Genomic DNA, 15,000 nt, shown 5'->3' on the forward strand with positions numbered 1-15,000 from the left:
CTTCTAACGCTTTGGATAGTGTCACTTCATCTGCATATTCTAAATCTCCACCAACTGGCAGACCATGCGCAATACGAGTTACTTTAATGCCTGTAGGTTTTAAGAGGCGGGAGATATACATGGCTGTAGCTTCCCCTTCAATATTAGGGTTTGTTGCTAATATCACTTCTTGTACGGTTTCATCATGTAGTCGCTTTAAGAGTTGTGGGATATTAATGTCTTCCGGTCCAATTCCCTCCATAGGAGAAATCGCACCACGTAACACATGATATACACCTTGATACTCTTTCATTTTTTCCATCGCGATTACATCTTTCGGTTCTTGCACGACACAAACAACTGATTGATCTCGATGTGAATCATTACAAATATAACAAGGATCACGATCAGTAATATGTCCGCATACAGAACAGTACGCTAAATCTCGCTTCGCATTTACAAGTGCTTTCGCGAAACCTAACACGTCATCTTCTTTCATATCTAATACGAAAAACGCCAATCGAACCGCTGTTTTCGGTCCGATACCTGGCAACTTCATAAAACTATCGATTAGTTTTGATATTGGTTCTGGATAATGCATGTATCAATATCCTCCTAGAACATTCCACCCGGTAAGTTTAAGCCTTTTGTAAATTTACCCATTGTAGAGTTTGAAAGCTCATCAGCCTTTTTAAGCGCATCATTTGTTGCAGCTAACACTAAGTCTTGTAACATTTCGATATCTTCTGGATCTACAACTTCTTCTTTAATCTTCACTTCAAGAATTTGCTTGTGACCATTTGCGATAACTGTAATCATTCCGCCGCCAGCTGTACCTTCAACTGTTTTTTCACCAAGCTCTTCTTGTGCTTTCGCCATGTCCTTTTGCATCTTTTGCATTTGTTTCATCATGTTATTCATATTTCCCATTCCGCCACGCATCATAATTAATTCCTCCTAATTATTATTACTCTTTTATTTCAATGAGTTCTTGCCCTACTAATTTCACTGCCTCTTCTATAAGAGGGTCTTCCTTTTTCTCCGGACTTTCTTCAGACTCTCCACCTTCACGTTGTAAAAAGTCTTCACGGATTTTACCCCATTCACTTTTGGGAATGGCAATCATATTTAACCTTTTACTTAGCAATTCAAATAAAGCTTGTTCTACTGTATCCATAGCTTCTCGATTTTCGCTCGCCATCTTACAGTGAATCTCATATTGAAATGCTAAAACGTAAGTGTCATCTGAAGCTGCCACCGGTTCGCTATTTTCTAGTAAAACGGCAAACGCTACTTTGTTATATGATTTGAGTCTTCCTAACAACTCACCCCATACAGCTTTTAATTGTTCTAAATCTTGACGCTTCGCTTGTTTTAATACTTCATTTACACGTCCGACAGGAATTTTCATACTTCCTGTTCGTACCGGTTTTGGTGTTGCACGTGTCTCTCTTACTTCTTGTTGTACACCAGCTGGCACACCGTTCTTTTTGACTTGCTCTAACTCTTTCTCCAGTTGCTGCATCCTGTTCATAATTGCTTGCAAACGATCTGTACCATTTGCTTGCATCATAAACTGTTGACACAATTGCACCATAACAACTTCTAAGAAAATACGCGGATGATTTGTCCACTTCATTTCCTGTTGTCCCTTACTAAGGGTATGAATAATCTCATAGATCACTTCCGGTTGCATTTCTTCACTCAACTTACGGAATTGATCATCTACAATTACTCGTTCCAACATATGTTCTAGTTGCGGTGAAGTTTGATATAAAAGCATATCACGATAATAGTAAATGAAATCCTCCATAAAACGAACTGGATCCTTCCCTTTACTCATCATTTCATCTATGATTTGCAATGCTCTTGATACATCATTTTCACGTATGCACTCTACTAAATTTCCTAAGTATTGCTGAGAAACAGATCCTGTTACGGCCAATACGTCTTCTGTCGTAACAATCTCATCACTATAAGATATAGCCTGATCAATAAGACTAAGCGCGTCACGCATACCACCTTCGGCAGCACGTGCAACAATTTGTAATGCTTCATCTTCCACTTGCGTACCTTCATTTGTCACGACCGTTGATAATCTCTCAACAATATCATTCACTGATATTTTTCGGAATTCAAAGCGCTGACAACGTGAAATGATTGTAGGTGGGATCTTATGAGGTTCTGTTGTCGCCAAAATAAAGATAACATGTCCTGGCGGCTCTTCTAAGGTTTTTAAAAGCGCATTGAATGCACCCATAGAAAGCATGTGAACTTCATCAATAATGTATACTTTATATTCTACAGCACTTGGAGCATATTTTACTTTATCTCTAATATCTCGAATTTCATCTACACCGTTATTTGAAGCCGCATCAATTTCTAATACATCTGAAATGGATCCTTGTGTAATTCCTAAACAAGAAGGACATTCATTACAAGGTTCAGCTACCGGAGCATGTTCACAGTTAATTGCTTTTGCAAATACTTTTGCAATTGTTGTTTTTCCTGTTCCCCTCGGACCAGAAAATAAATAAGCATGTGAAACTTTCTCTTGAAGAAGGGCATTTTGCAACGTTTTTGTCACGTGCTTTTGACCGACTACATCTTCGAACTTTTGCGGTCTCCATGTTCGGTATAACGCTTGGTATGACACGAAAATACGGCCTCCCTCAAAGGTTATTATCTCATTTATTATAACCCATTCTGTTTATAGATTCCAAAAGTTATTTTCTATACAAAAAACTCACCTTTTTATTAAGGTGAGTTTTGTATACATATATAACTGCCGTGCACCCTCCGTCGATTACGTACCATAAGCGTTACTCAAGCAGTTAGCTCGGTTCAGGCACTCCTGCGGCACACGAGAAGACCCGCTTATTGCTGCTTCCTTCCGGACCTGACAAGGTTCACGGGGTCCCGTTGCGCAGGACCCAAACGTCAACACCACTTACTTAAGGCAGACCTTACAGCAACATAACCTCGAGAGGGGATTCGGCCTCGCTAGAGCGGATTGCGAGTATAGGGCACCGCTACCTCCCCGCTTAGCACGGCAAAGTTAAAACCAATATTCGGTTGCCTTTATTAAAGGCATTATCAGTATAACTTGTTTCTTTGTAAAATGCAAATACGTTAGTTCTCAGTATTTCCCCCTAATTTTTTTATCGCTTTTCTTTTTTTACGAAGCTCTCTAAAAAAGTTCGTTAACAACGTACCGCATTCTTCCTCTAGTACACCAGATACTACTTCACATTGATGATTGAAGCGTTCATCCGTTAAAAGATTCATCAATGTTCCTGCACATCCGCCCTTCGGATCACTTGCACCATATACAACTCGCTTCACTCGTGATAAAACAATTCCACCGGCACACATTGGACAAGGTTCTAATGTTACATACAATGTTGCATCTTCTAAACGCCATGTCCCTAATTTTTTACATGCCTCATCTATCGCTAGCAACTCAGCATGAGCTATTGATCTTTGCTCAGTTTCTCTTAAATTATGTGCAACACTAATTACCTCACCATCTAACACTATAACTGCTCCAATTGGTACTTCCTGTATTTCCTCTGCCTTTTTAGCTTCTTCTATCGCTAATTGCATAAAATAAATATCTTGATCTTGTTTCATAACATAGTCCTTTCATTACAAATAAAGTACACTTATTTCCATTTACTACACAGGGGATAACTTTTACAAATTCAATCCACCCTAAAAGAAAAAAGAGAGGGGATTACATATGAAAAATACCGCCTTGCTCATTATCGATATGATTAATGACTTTCAATTTTCCCACGGACCCATTCTAGCTAAAAAATGCGAAACTATAACAAACCCTATTTTACAATTAAAGAAAAAAATGAAATCCTTCGGCTATCCTATAATTTACGTTAATGACCATTATCAACTTTGGAGATCTGATATCGACCAACTTATTACTCATTGCACAAATGAATATAGCGAAAATATAATCCATAAAATTGCTCCAAATTCTGATGATTACATTTTTATTAAACCACATTATTCCGCTTTTTATGAAACACCTTTAAATTCATTACTAGGTTATTTAAAAATAGAAAATCTAATATTAACAGGGGTTGCTGGAAATATATGTATCCTATTTACAGCTAATGATGCTCATATGAGAAATTATACATTGTATGTACCACAGGATTGTATCGCCTCTAACAACGACCAAGATAATATACATGCCTTGAAAATAATGGAAACTACATTGAAAGCAAATATAACATCATCAACCAAAATAAAATTTAATTAATACATATATCTATTTTCTAACTTTTTATATCAAATTAACCCGCTCGCTTCCCTCTTGTGCTACAATAATTCTGTTTTGTGTTTTTAGTAGTCACGGTAAATCACTGATTGAAAGGAGGAAACAGCGTGACCGGAGTACCATTTATCACGGTTGAAGGACCAATTGGTGTTGGAAAAACTTCACTTGCGAAGGAAATTTCAACTCACATGCAACTCCACTTACTAAAAGAGATTGTTGATGAAAATCCCTTTTTAGGAAAGTTCTATGAAGACATCGACGAATGGAGTTTTCAAACAGAGATGTTCTTTCTTTGTAATAGATACAAACAATTAGAAGACATTAACATAAAGTATTTGAATCAAAGGAAACCAGTAGTAGCGGATTACCATATCTTTAAAAATTTAATTTTTGCATCCCGCACATTAAAAGACTCTCAATATGACAAATACATGCAAATTTATCGTATCCTTACACAAGATATGCCTGTGCCAAATGTCATTGTTTATTTAACAGCTAGCCTAGAAACATTGCAAAAACGAATCGCCATGCGCGGAAGAGAATTTGAAAAAAACATGGATCCAAATTACTTACTACAGCTCACAAAAGATTATGAAACAGCAATGGATGCTTTTAAAAAAGATCATCCAGAAATACCAGTATTGAAATTTAATGGAGACGATATGGATTTTGTAAAAAATCCTGATGATTTAAACGTCATCCTATCTGCCCTTCAAAATACTCTCTTAAAGGAGTCGAAATAATAATGAATTTAAGGCAAAAATATGATATACCCAATGACGCAGTAATCACTATCGCCGGAACGGTAGGTGTGGGTAAATCAACTATGACAACTGCATTAGCTAATGCTTTAGGTTATCGCACATCATTTGAAAAAGTAGATTCCAATCCATATTTGGACAAGTTCTATGCGGACTTCACTCGCTGGAGCTTCCACCTACAAGTGTACTTTTTAGCAGAACGATTTAAGGAACAAAAAAGAATTTTTGAATATGGTGGCGGTTTTGTTCAAGATCGTTCCATTTACGAAGACACTGGAATTTTCGCAAAGATGCATCATGAAAAAGGGACAATGACGGAAACTGATTATGAAACATACAAAGGTTTATTTGACGCTATGGTCATGACTCCTTACTTCCCTCATCCAGACTTATTAATTTACTTAGAAGGTTCTTTCGATGATATTGTCGATCGTATTCAAGAACGCGGGCGCCCAATGGAACAGCAAACACCAATTGAGTACTGGAAAGAAATGCATGGACGTTATGAAAACTGGATTAACAACTTTAATTCATGCCCTGTATTACGCTTAAATATTAATGAGTACGATATTTTAAAAGATGGTGATTCAATCGAACCAATCATTAAAAAAATTGGCCATTTTTTAAAACAAACACGTAAACTTGTAAAATAAAAAACCCGTGCATATGCACGGGTTTTCCTATTAAATTACTTCTTCTTTGTTGGAGCAATAATTTCACTCTCAGGTTTTCCTGCGTTAATGCGCTGACGAACAGTACTTGTACTAATATCGTATGCTTCAGCAATCTCTTTAACAGTCATTTCTTTACCGTTAATTACTGCCGTTAATACTTTACCTGTACGTTTTGGAGCTGCTTCTTTCTTTACAGCCGCTTTTTTAACTTGTTTTGGCGCCTCTACTTTACTCTTAGCTGGTTTTACATCACAAGTACAACCACAAAGTTTACGGAATGTATCATCACTAATAATGCGTGATACATTTGCACCACTGTTTAAAATTCTATTGTTCTTACAGACAGGACATTGTACATAATATAAAGTTTTTCCATCTAAAGGAAACGTTTGTATAATAAGATCCATGTTGACTCCTTTCATATCTATGAAGATAATCATCGGAATATGAGTGTGTAATAAGGACAAGATTACCTTACACCATACTTTATGATTGGTTTTAAAATAAAAACTCGTTACGTGTTGGTAACGAGTTCTCCAATCTCCACTTATATGCGCTGTTGTCAATTATATCTGGAGGAGGTAGAGGGATTCGAACCCCCGCGCGACTCTCGCCGCCTGTCGGTTTTCAAGACCGATCCCTTCAGCCAGACTTGGGTATACCTCCATATTGACATCAAATATAATATCAAAAGAAAAACAGTTAGTCAACCCTACTAAAATAAATTATGAGGAAAGGAAAATTTTACTTTCCCCTTCCTACATTACAGTACTGACAACGCTCATAATTACCAATCACTCATACCGATGAATGTTTAAATTTACTTAATAACTGTTTTTCCTCCCATATAAGGGCGAAGAACTTCTGGAATTATAATTGTACCATCTTCTTGTTGGTAGTTCTCTAAAATAGCTGCAACCGTACGTCCAATTGCAAGACCAGATCCATTTAATGTATGAACATGTTCTGGTTTTCCATTTGGCTCACGGCGGAAACGGATATTTGCACGTCTCGCTTGGAAAGCTTCAAAATTACTACAAGAAGAAATTTCACGATATGTGCCATAGCTCGGAATCCATACTTCAATATCGTATTTCTTCGCTGCTGTAAATCCTAAATCGCCTGTGCACATGCTCATAACGCGATATGGCAACTCTAATAATTGTAACACGCGTTCTGCATCATTTGTTAATTTTTCTAACTCTTCATAAGAATCTTCTGGTTTTACGAACTTCACAAGCTCTACTTTATTGAACTGATGCTGGCGAATTAAACCACGTGTATCACGCCCAGCTGAACCTGCTTCAGAACGGAAGCAAGAGCTAAATGCAGCATATCTTATAGGCAATTGCTCTTTATTTAAAATCTCATCACGATGCATATTCGTTACAGGTACTTCAGCTGTTGGAATTAAGAAGTAATCTTCACTTTCAATACGGAATGCATCTTCTTCAAACTTTGGAAGTTGCCCTGTTCCCGTCATACTTGCACGGTTTACCATATATGGAGGTAATACTTCTTCATATCCATGCTCATCAGTATGAAGATCAAGCATAAAGCTAATTAAAGCACGCTCTAATCTTGCACCAGCACCTTTGTAAAATACGAAGCGGCTTCCTGTTACTTTCCCAGCGCGTTCAAAATCTAAAATTCCTAAATCAGTAGCAAGATCCCAATGTGGTTTTGGCTCATAAGTAAATTCTTTCACTTCTCCCCAAGTACGTGCTACTACATTATCATCCTCTGTTTCACCAACTGGAGCAGATTCATGAGGTATATTTGGAATAGATAACATTAATCTTTCTAAGTCTTCTTCAACTGTACGAAGTTCGTTATCAAGATCCTTTACTTTTTCTCCAACCTCACGCATTTCTAAAATTAGAGCTTCTGCATCTTTCTTTTCGCGCTTTAATACAGAAATTTGTTGAGATACTTCGTTACGTTTACTTTTTAATTCTTCTGTCTGAACAAGTAGTTCTCTTCTTCTCGTATCAAGTTCTTCAAAACGTCCGAAATCAGTTAAATCTTCGCCTCTATGCTGTAATTTCGCTTTTACTTCTTCAAAGTTTGTACGTAAAAATTTAATATCAAGCATTATATACTCCTCCTTTTATTTTATAAAACACAAAAAACTCCCGTCCCTATATAAAGGGACGGGAGTTAACCCGCGTTGCCACCCTAGTTGAAAGCATTACTGCTTTCCTCTCAAGTAGAAATAACGGCTCTTCACCGGGAATGCTTACTAATCCAAAAGATATTCCACATTCCATTCCAGGATGGATTCACAAACTGTTTCTATCGATTTCCACCAACCATCGACTCTCTATAAGAAACGACATTTGTTACTATTTCCTATCAACACGCTTATTTTATAAAATTGTTACCATCAATTTACTATAATCTTATACAAGTTGCAAGTTACTTATACAACTTTTTTCATTTTCGCTTCTTTTACCATTTCAACAAAGTATGCTGTCACACGATGATCATCTGTTAATTCCGGATGGAATGAAGCAGCTAAAAACTGATTTTGTCTTACCGCTACCATTCGATCACCATGCTTAGAAAGCACTTCAACATTATCAGCTACTTCTACAACATACGGCGCACGGATAAATACACCAACGAAGTCTTCACCCACGCCTTCAATTGAAAGTGCAGCTTCAAAACTATCCTTTTGGCGTCCGAACGCATTGCGCTCAACTGTAATATCCATAGCACCAATATGTGCTTCTTCATAGCCAATAAGTGTTTTCGCAAGAAGAATCATCCCTGCACATGTACCAAACATTGGTTTACCAGACTTTGCAAATGTACAAAGTGGTTCCATGAAAGCATACTTATCAATAAGACGGCGCATTGTTGTACTTTCACCGCCCGGTAAAATAAGACCATCAATCTCTTCAAGTTGCTCTGTACGCTTTACAACAACAGCTTCTGCACCACTTGCTTCAACTGATTTTACATGTTCACGAACTGCACCTTGAAGACCTAGTACACCGATTTTCACCATTTTAAAGTTCTCCTTTAATTACCATCCACGCTCTTGCATGCGTTGTTCTGGTAATAACGTTGAAATTTCGACACCCTTCATTGCATTACCTAATCCTTTAGAAAGGCTTGCAATTAGTTCGTAATCTTCATAATGAGTCGTTGCTTCAACGATTGCACGTGCAAATTTCTCTGGGTTTTCTGATTTGAAAATACCAGATCCAACAAATACCCCATCAGCACCAAGTTGCATCATTAATGCTGCATCTGCAGGTGTTGCTACACCACCTGCCGCAAAGTTTACAACTGGTAAACGACCAAGGCGTTTAATTTCAAGTAGTACTTCATAAGGAGCACCAGTATTTTTTGCATATGTCATTAACTCATCTTCACGTAGACTTGCAACTTGACGGATTTCTGCATTGACTTGGCGCATATGACGCACTGCCTCTACAATGTTTCCTGTTCCTGGTTCACCTTTTGTACGAAGCATAGATGCACCTTCTGCAATACGACGTGCAGCTTCTCCGATATCACGGCAACCACATACAAACGGAACTGTGTAATCACGTTTATTTAAATGGTATACTTCATCGGCAGGAGTTAATACTTCACTCTCATCGATATAGTCTACCCCTAATGATTCTAATACACGTGCTTCTACAAGGTGACCGATACGGCATTTTGCCATAACCGGAATTGACACTGCACCCATAACTTCTTCAACGATTGTTGGGTCTGCCATACGAGAAACGCCACCTGCTGCACGAATATCTGCTGGTACACGCTCTAATGCCATAACGGCAACTGCGCCTGCCTCTTCTGCAATTTTTGCTTGTTCAGCGTTAACTACGTCCATAATAACGCCGCCTTTTTGCATTTCTGCCATTCCACGTTTTACACGTTCTGTCCCTGTTACATTTGTCATGTACAAAAACCCCCCTAGGTGAATTGCTTTCCCCCGTTAAAGGCGAAAATTAAGAATACTCTTACATTCTACCACTAACTATCAGATGCTTGTCTACTACTTTTTCATAAAGTCGGTATGAAAAATAGGAATAAAAAAAAGCTCCTATCATGAGGAGCTTTTAAAACCAACCTTTTACTGTATCAACAGCACTATTCCACATACCACTAAAGAATGAACCAATTCCGCGCATAGCACGAGTAAACCAGTTTGCTTCTTCCACTTCAGATGTTGTTACAAGATCCACTTGCAGTGACTTACCAGTTAAAAATCCAGGGTCGTTTGTATCTTTTGGCGTAATTACCATTTGACCAAGCGCCGCTCCCTTTTTAATAGGTGCTTCTTGTCCCTTACTTGATTCTTTTAATTCCGTTTTATAAACATCTTTACTTCCTTTTGGCACTGGAAGTGAAATAGCTTGTTTCGTTTGAACTGCTACATCTTTATCTTTCGCATTTTCTACTCGTACTGTTTCTTGTCCTTTTACTGAAGAACCTTTTTTATACATTTGTTTCACTTCAAAGTTAGCAAATCCATAATCATATAGCTTCTTTGTTTCATCAAAACGTGCTGTATGAGAACTTGTTTTAATAACTACAGAAATAAAACGCATTCCGTTTCTTTCAACCGTACCAGTGAAGCAATCTCCTGCTTCTGGAGTTGAGCCTGTTTTTAGGCCGTCTACGCCATCATATTCTTTAACTAAGCCCTTTAACATCCAGTTCCAGTTCGACATTGCAAACTTCTCTTTTTCTGGACGGAATTCTTTTTTAGGGATTTTTGCTGTATCTAACACTTTGGGATAATCTTTAATTAAATGTTGTGCTAAAGTTGCAACATCCTTTGCAGACATTTTATTTTCTTCATCCGCTGTTGTTCCTTCAGGATGCATTCCCTTTAAATCTTTATTCGTTAAACCTGTAGAATTGACAAATTTATAATTTTTCAACCCTAGTTCTTTCGATTTATCATTCATCATTTTTACGAAGTCTACTTCTTTACCTGCAATTGCTTCTGCTAATGCAATTGTTGCACCATTTGCAGAAAAGATTGCCATTGCCTCGTATAACTCTTTTACTGTATAAGAGCCACCATTTTCTAATGCAACATTTGATAATGAAGCATCTTGTGAAACCTTATATGCATATTCAGAAACCTTAATTTTCTGGTCCCACTTAAGTTTTCCTTTATCCACTGCTTCGTGAACTAAATATTCACTCATCATCTTTGTCATACTAGCAATGGATAATAATTCATCTGCATTCTTTTGATATAAAATTTTCCCAGAATTCGCTTCTACTAAAATTGCCGCACCTGCTTCAATGTTTAAAGCGGCTCCTGTTTCAGCTGATGCATTGCTATATGGCATAAAAATGCTACAAGCTAGTGTAAGCACTGTTACCAAAGCAATGAATCTTTTGCAAAACATACCTTTCACTTTTGCTACCCCCAATATCTATGTACTCACATAACCGTTATTCTAACATAATCAAAAAAAAATAGACAGAGATATCAAATCTCTGTCTATTTGTATATAAGACATTATAATGAGTAGTTTGGAGCCTCTTTTGTAATTTGTACGTGATGAGGATGACTTTCACGTAAGCCAGCACCTGACATACGAATGAATTGTGCATTTTCGCGTAAGAATTCTAAATCCTGTGCTCCGCAATATCCCATACCTGCACGTAAGCCACCAACTAATTGGTGAACTGTATCTGCTAAAGGTCCTTTATATGGTACTCGTCCTTCAATACCTTCTGGGACAAGTTTTTTATTGCCTTCTTGGAAGTAACGATCTTTACTTCCTTTTTCCATCGCACCGACAGAACCCATACCACGATACACTTTAAATTGACGACCTTGGTAAATTTCAGTTTCTCCAGGGCTTTCTGCAACACCTGCAAACATGCTACCTAACATAACAACATGTGCTCCTGCCGCTAAAGCTTTCACCATATCACCAGAGTACTTAATACCGCCATCAGCAATAACTGGAATGCCGTGTTTACGAGCTTCTGTTGCACAATCATAAACCGCAGTTAATTGTGGTACACCAACACCGGCTACAACGCGTGTTGTACAAATAGAACCTGGTCCAATACCAACTTTAACTACGTTTGCACCAGCTTCAATTAGTGCTTTCGTTGCTTCAGCAGTAGCAACATTTCCAGCGATAATATTTAGTGATGGATATTTAGCACGAACTTCTTTTACCTTATCAATAACACCTTTAGAATGCCCATGTGCTGTATCAAGTACAATTGCATCTACACTAGCTTTTACTAATGCATCGATGCGAAGCATAGCATCCGCTGTTACACCAACTGCTGCTCCAACTAATAAGCGTCCTTGCTTATCTTTAGCAGAGTTTGGGAATTCAATTACTTTTTCAATATCTTTTATTGTAATAAGCCCTTGTAATACACCGTTATTATCAACAAGAGGGAGTTTTTCAATTTTATACTTTTGTAGGATCTTTTCAGCTTCTTCCAGTGTAGTACCAACTGGAGCTGTAATTAATTGTTCTTTTGTCATTACGTCAGAAATTTTGATTGAGTAGTCTTGGATGAAGCGCATATCACGGTTTGTAATAATACCAACTAATTTTCGCTCATCTAAATTATTTACAACCGGTACACCTGAGATACGATATTTTCCCATAAGATGTTCTGCATCATATACTTGATGTTCTGGAGTTAAGAAGAAAGGATCTGAAATAACGCCGCTTTCAGAGCGCTTTACTTTATCAACTTGCTCTGCTTGTTGCTCAATAGACATATTCTTATGAATAATTCCTAAACCACCCTGGCGAGCCATTGCAATAGCCATGTCAGCTTCTGTTACTGTATCCATTCCTGCACTAATTAACGGGATGTTTAGCTGTAAGCTTTCAGATAAAACTGTTTTAACACTTACTTCTCTTGGTAATATATCTGACCTAGCTGGTACAAGTAATACATCATCAAAAGTCAAACCTTCTTTAACAAATTTAGATTCCCACATAATTGTTCCCCCTATGATACCAGAAATTATTATTAGTAGCTTATCAATTGGTTAAAATACTGTCAAGGACGTATATATATGTTAGAATTTTTAGACAATAAAAGGAGCGTAATATATGCATCAAACATCTTGTACTTGGCAGCAGTTAAGTTTCTTTTTTTCATCTCAAAACGTACAACGTTATCTTGCCCGTTGTTACGAAAAATCCTCTATTCAGGATGCCGAAAAAAAAAGTTTTGAAAATTGTTATCCCTTTATTTATTACTTAGAACACGGGAAAAATTATTATGAATTATATAAGACAGCTCCATTTTCCATTCAACCAATGTTGTTATTTTATGGAATTAGTCAACTTTTTAAAGCATGCCTACTAACTATTGACCCTAACTATCCTGAATCCACTACTGTTTTAGCTCATGGCGTTACAACTCGCAAACGAAAAAAACAAGGGTATCAATTTTTAGAAGATGAGGTGAAGGTACAAAAAAACGGATTATTTACTCATGTTGCAGAACAACTGTTTCACATGAAACACTTAGAAGCAGAAAAATTTAACATGTTAGAATTAATGGGAAATATTCCAGAATTACAAAATTTATTTCGTTATAGTCAAAAAGGATCAACTTTATATAAAATCGATTCAACAATTAAAAATGAGCTCTCCTTTTCAGTCAACCTACTAGATCGATTACATATGACTAAAGAGAGATTTTCTCGTTACATTGAAACATCTTGTAAGCATTTATCAATACAGCACGTACCTGAGAAGACTAATGAATCGAATTTACTTTTTACAGCGCCCATTCAATCATGGAATCCTATGTACAGTACTCCTTTATACTATGAACATCTTACTAATACTTATTATTTGCCACTTACGACTGATCCTAGAAATCCTAAGCCAATATTACCTGAACTCCTCATTCATTATTTATTGCTCTATAATTTAAGCATGATTTCTAGGTATGAAACAGATTGGTGGTATGACTTACTTGGCAGTTATGGTTCTGAAGATTATCCATTTATTTATCAATTTCTAAGTATTTCTGCTCAAAAAATCCCTTACTATATTTCAAATTTTTTATTAATGGAACCAAATCTATTTCATGGGAAATAAAAAAACACAAGTCAAATGACTTGTGTTTTTAGTTGCTTGGCGACGTCCTACTCTCACAGGGACAAGGTCCCAACTACCATCGGCGCTAGAGAGCTTAACTTCCGTGTTCGGTATGGGAACGGGTGTGACCTCTCTGCCATCATCACCAAACTATGAAGGCATATTCCTTCAAAACTAGATAACATTTGCTACATATTATATGGTTAAGTCCTCGATCTATTAGTATTCGTCAGCTCCACATGTCACCATGCTTCCACCTCGAACCTATCAACCTGATCATCTTTCAGGGATCTTACTAGCTTACGCTATGGGAAATCTCATCTTGAGGGGGGCTTCATGCTTAGATGCTTTCAGCACTTATCCCTTCCGCACATAGCTACCCAGCTATGCCCTTGGCAGAACAACTGGTACACCAGCGGTGCGTCCATCCCGGTCCTCTCGTACTAAGGACAGCTCCTCTCAAATTTCCTACGCCCACGACGGATAGGGACCGAACTGTCTCACGACGTTCTGAACCCAGCTCGCGTACCGCTTTAATGGGCGAACAGCCCAACCCTTGGGACCGACTACAGCCCCAGGATGCGATGAGCCGACATCGAGGTGCCAAACCTCCCCGTCGATGTGGACTCTTGGGGGAGATAAGCCTGTTATCCCCGGGGTAGCTTTTATCCGTTGAGCGATGGCCCTTCCATGCGGAACCACCGGATCACTAAGCCCGACTTTCGTCCCTGCTCGACTTGTAGGTCTCGCAGTCAAGCTCCCTTATGCCTTTGCACTCTACGAATGATTTCCAACCATTCTGAGGGAACCTTTGGGCGCCTCCGTTACACTTTAGGAGGCGACCGCCCCAGTCAAACTGCCCACCTGACACTGTCTCCCGGGTCGATAAGACCCGTAGGTTAGAATTTCAATACAGTCAGGGCGGTATCCCACCAGCGCCTCCACCGAAGCTAGCGCTCCGGTTTCAATGGCTCCCGCCTATCCTGTACAAACTGTACCAAAATTCAATATCAGGCTACAGTAAAGCTCCACGGGGTCTTTCCGTCCTGTCGCGGGTAACCTGCATCTTCACAGGTACTATAATTTCACCGAGTCTCTGGTTGAGACAGTGCCCAAATCGTTACACCTTTCGTGCGGGTCGGAACTTACCCGACAAGGAATTTCGCTACCTTAGGACCGTTATAGTTACGGCCGCCGTTTACTGG

14 protein-coding genes, 1 tRNA gene, 2 rRNA genes, 1 other RNA gene and 1 other annotated feature (2 of these 19 only partly in view) are annotated in these 15,000 nt (G+C 38.2%); of the genes, 4 read left to right on the forward strand and 14 right to left on the reverse strand.

Translation table 11 applies throughout. The annotated features are described in order from the left end of the window. The 5 genes from recR to tadA all read right to left on the reverse strand — a co-directional run. Positions 1–580, reverse strand: partial view of a recombination protein RecR gene (gene recR / locus F3I02_RS22955; RefSeq protein WP_000559169.1) — the 5' portion only. Its footprint begins 17 nt before the window's first position; the window shows 580 of its 597 coding nt (coding positions 1–580); it begins with the start codon at positions 578–580; the stop codon falls past the left edge of the window. Between the two features lie 14 nt (positions 581–594). Beyond that, positions 595–921, reverse strand: a complete 327-nt coding sequence (locus F3I02_RS22960; protein WP_014894853.1) for a YbaB/EbfC family nucleoid-associated protein — start codon at positions 919–921, stop codon at positions 595–597. Between the two features lie 25 nt (positions 922–946). Beyond that, complete coding sequence (dnaX, locus tag F3I02_RS22965) at positions 947–2,635, reverse strand: DNA polymerase III subunit gamma/tau (protein ID WP_000121561.1); 1,689 nt, start codon at positions 2,633–2,635, stop codon at positions 947–949. A 132-nt stretch (positions 2,636–2,767) separates the two neighbouring features. Further along, positions 2,768–3,032: signal recognition particle sRNA large type (gene ffs, locus F3I02_RS22970), an RNA gene on the reverse strand. A gap of 79 nt (positions 3,033–3,111) precedes the next feature. Continuing rightward, positions 3,112–3,612 (reverse strand): tRNA adenosine(34) deaminase TadA, encoded by a 501-nt coding sequence (tadA, locus tag F3I02_RS22975; RefSeq protein WP_000806702.1) that lies wholly within the window; start codon positions 3,610–3,612, stop codon positions 3,112–3,114. 109 nt (positions 3,613–3,721) lie between these two features. Between tadA and F3I02_RS22980 the strand changes: the two genes are divergently transcribed. The 3 genes from F3I02_RS22980 to F3I02_RS22990 all read left to right on the forward strand — a co-directional run bounded on the left by F3I02_RS22980 (position 3,722) and on the right by F3I02_RS22990 (position 5,693). Then, positions 3,722–4,261 (forward strand): cysteine hydrolase family protein, encoded by a 540-nt coding sequence (locus tag F3I02_RS22980; RefSeq protein ID WP_000798723.1) that lies wholly within the window; start codon positions 3,722–3,724, stop codon positions 4,259–4,261. A 125-nt stretch (positions 4,262–4,386) separates the two neighbouring features. After that, positions 4,387–5,022: a deoxynucleoside kinase gene (locus F3I02_RS22985; RefSeq protein ID WP_000148218.1), complete on the forward strand. Its 636-nt coding sequence runs from the start codon at positions 4,387–4,389 to the stop codon at positions 5,020–5,022. 2 nt (positions 5,023–5,024) lie between these two features. Then, positions 5,025–5,693, forward strand: coding sequence for a deoxynucleoside kinase (locus F3I02_RS22990; protein ID WP_001053585.1), 669 nt, complete (start codon positions 5,025–5,027; stop codon positions 5,691–5,693). Positions 5,694–5,728: 35 nt separating this feature from the next. On the opposite strand, the gene F3I02_RS22995 is transcribed toward F3I02_RS22990, so the two are convergent. From F3I02_RS22995 to guaB, 7 genes are all read right to left on the reverse strand, one after another. After that, complete coding sequence (locus F3I02_RS22995; RefSeq protein ID WP_000364191.1) at positions 5,729–6,121, reverse strand: sigma factor-like helix-turn-helix DNA-binding protein; 393 nt, start codon at positions 6,119–6,121, stop codon at positions 5,729–5,731. A gap of 166 nt (positions 6,122–6,287) precedes the next feature. After that, positions 6,288–6,380: transfer RNA gene (locus tag F3I02_RS23000), tRNA-Ser, on the reverse strand. A 154-nt stretch (positions 6,381–6,534) separates the two neighbouring features. Continuing rightward, positions 6,535–7,809, reverse strand: a complete 1,275-nt coding sequence (serS, locus tag F3I02_RS23005) for a serine--tRNA ligase (protein WP_000884187.1) — start codon at positions 7,807–7,809, stop codon at positions 6,535–6,537. 51 nt (positions 7,810–7,860) lie between these two features. Next, positions 7,861–8,082, reverse strand: a binding site (T-box leader). A gap of 54 nt (positions 8,083–8,136) precedes the next feature. Then, positions 8,137–8,727 carry a pyridoxal 5'-phosphate synthase glutaminase subunit PdxT gene (gene pdxT / locus F3I02_RS23010; protein ID WP_196478478.1) on the reverse strand — a complete coding sequence of 197 codons (591 nt, stop codon included), beginning with the start codon at positions 8,725–8,727 and terminating at the stop codon, positions 8,137–8,139. An 18-nt stretch (positions 8,728–8,745) separates the two neighbouring features. Then, positions 8,746–9,633 (reverse strand): pyridoxal 5'-phosphate synthase lyase subunit PdxS, encoded by an 888-nt coding sequence (gene pdxS, locus F3I02_RS23015; RefSeq protein ID WP_000186165.1) that lies wholly within the window; start codon positions 9,631–9,633, stop codon positions 8,746–8,748. Between the two features lie 160 nt (positions 9,634–9,793). Further along, positions 9,794–11,101, reverse strand: a complete 1,308-nt coding sequence (dacA, locus tag F3I02_RS23020) for a D-alanyl-D-alanine carboxypeptidase DacA (RefSeq protein WP_125653127.1) — start codon at positions 11,099–11,101, stop codon at positions 9,794–9,796. A gap of 113 nt (positions 11,102–11,214) precedes the next feature. After that, positions 11,215–12,678 (reverse strand): IMP dehydrogenase, encoded by a 1,464-nt coding sequence (guaB, locus tag F3I02_RS23025; protein WP_000264088.1) that lies wholly within the window; start codon positions 12,676–12,678, stop codon positions 11,215–11,217. A 115-nt stretch (positions 12,679–12,793) separates the two neighbouring features. On the opposite strand from guaB, the gene F3I02_RS23030 reads away from it, so the two are divergent. Then, entirely contained in the window at positions 12,794–13,795 is a 1,002-nt protein-coding gene (locus F3I02_RS23030) for a YaaC family protein (protein ID WP_000554287.1), read from the forward strand. 34 nt (positions 13,796–13,829) lie between these two features. Here the strand turns inward: F3I02_RS23030 and rrf are convergent. Further along, a 5S ribosomal RNA gene (gene rrf / locus F3I02_RS23035) occupies positions 13,830–13,945 on the reverse strand. 49 nt (positions 13,946–13,994) lie between these two features. Further along, positions 13,995–15,000, reverse strand: a 23S ribosomal RNA gene (locus tag F3I02_RS23040); it runs 1,917 nt beyond the window's last position.

The organism is Bacillus sp. SRB3LM (assembly GCF_015712745.1).
GTDB classification, from domain to species: Bacteria; Bacillota; Bacilli; order Bacillales; family Bacillaceae_G; genus Bacillus_A; species Bacillus_A thuringiensis_K.

Bases quoted from the DNA above. Each gene is read 5' to 3' on its own strand.
- F3I02_RS22960 (WP_014894853.1), bottom strand. From the start codon at position 921: ATGCGTGGCGGAATGGGAAATATGAATAACATGATGAAACAAATGCAA.
- F3I02_RS23030 (WP_000554287.1), top strand. From the start codon at position 12,794: ATGCATCAAACATCTTGTACTTGGCAGCAGTTAAGTTTCTTTTTTTCA.
- guaB (WP_000264088.1), bottom strand. From the start codon at position 12,678: ATGTGGGAATCTAAATTTGTTAAAGAAGGTTTGACTTTTGATGATGTA.
- pdxS (WP_000186165.1), bottom strand. From the start codon at position 9,633: ATGACAAATGTAACAGGGACAGAACGTGTAAAACGTGGAATGGCAGAA.
- dacA (WP_125653127.1), bottom strand. From the start codon at position 11,101: ATGTTTTGCAAAAGATTCATTGCTTTGGTAACAGTGCTTACACTAGCT.
- tadA (WP_000806702.1), bottom strand. From the start codon at position 3,612: ATGAAACAAGATCAAGATATTTATTTTATGCAATTAGCGATAGAAGAA.
- serS (WP_000884187.1), bottom strand. From the start codon at position 7,809: ATGCTTGATATTAAATTTTTACGTACAAACTTTGAAGAAGTAAAAGCG.
- F3I02_RS22990 (WP_001053585.1), top strand. From the start codon at position 5,025: ATGAATTTAAGGCAAAAATATGATATACCCAATGACGCAGTAATCACT.
- pdxT (WP_196478478.1), bottom strand. From the start codon at position 8,727: ATGGTGAAAATCGGTGTACTAGGTCTTCAAGGTGCAGTTCGTGAACAT.
- F3I02_RS22995 (WP_000364191.1), bottom strand. From the start codon at position 6,121: ATGGATCTTATTATACAAACGTTTCCTTTAGATGGAAAAACTTTATAT.
- F3I02_RS22980 (WP_000798723.1), top strand. From the start codon at position 3,722: ATGAAAAATACCGCCTTGCTCATTATCGATATGATTAATGACTTTCAA.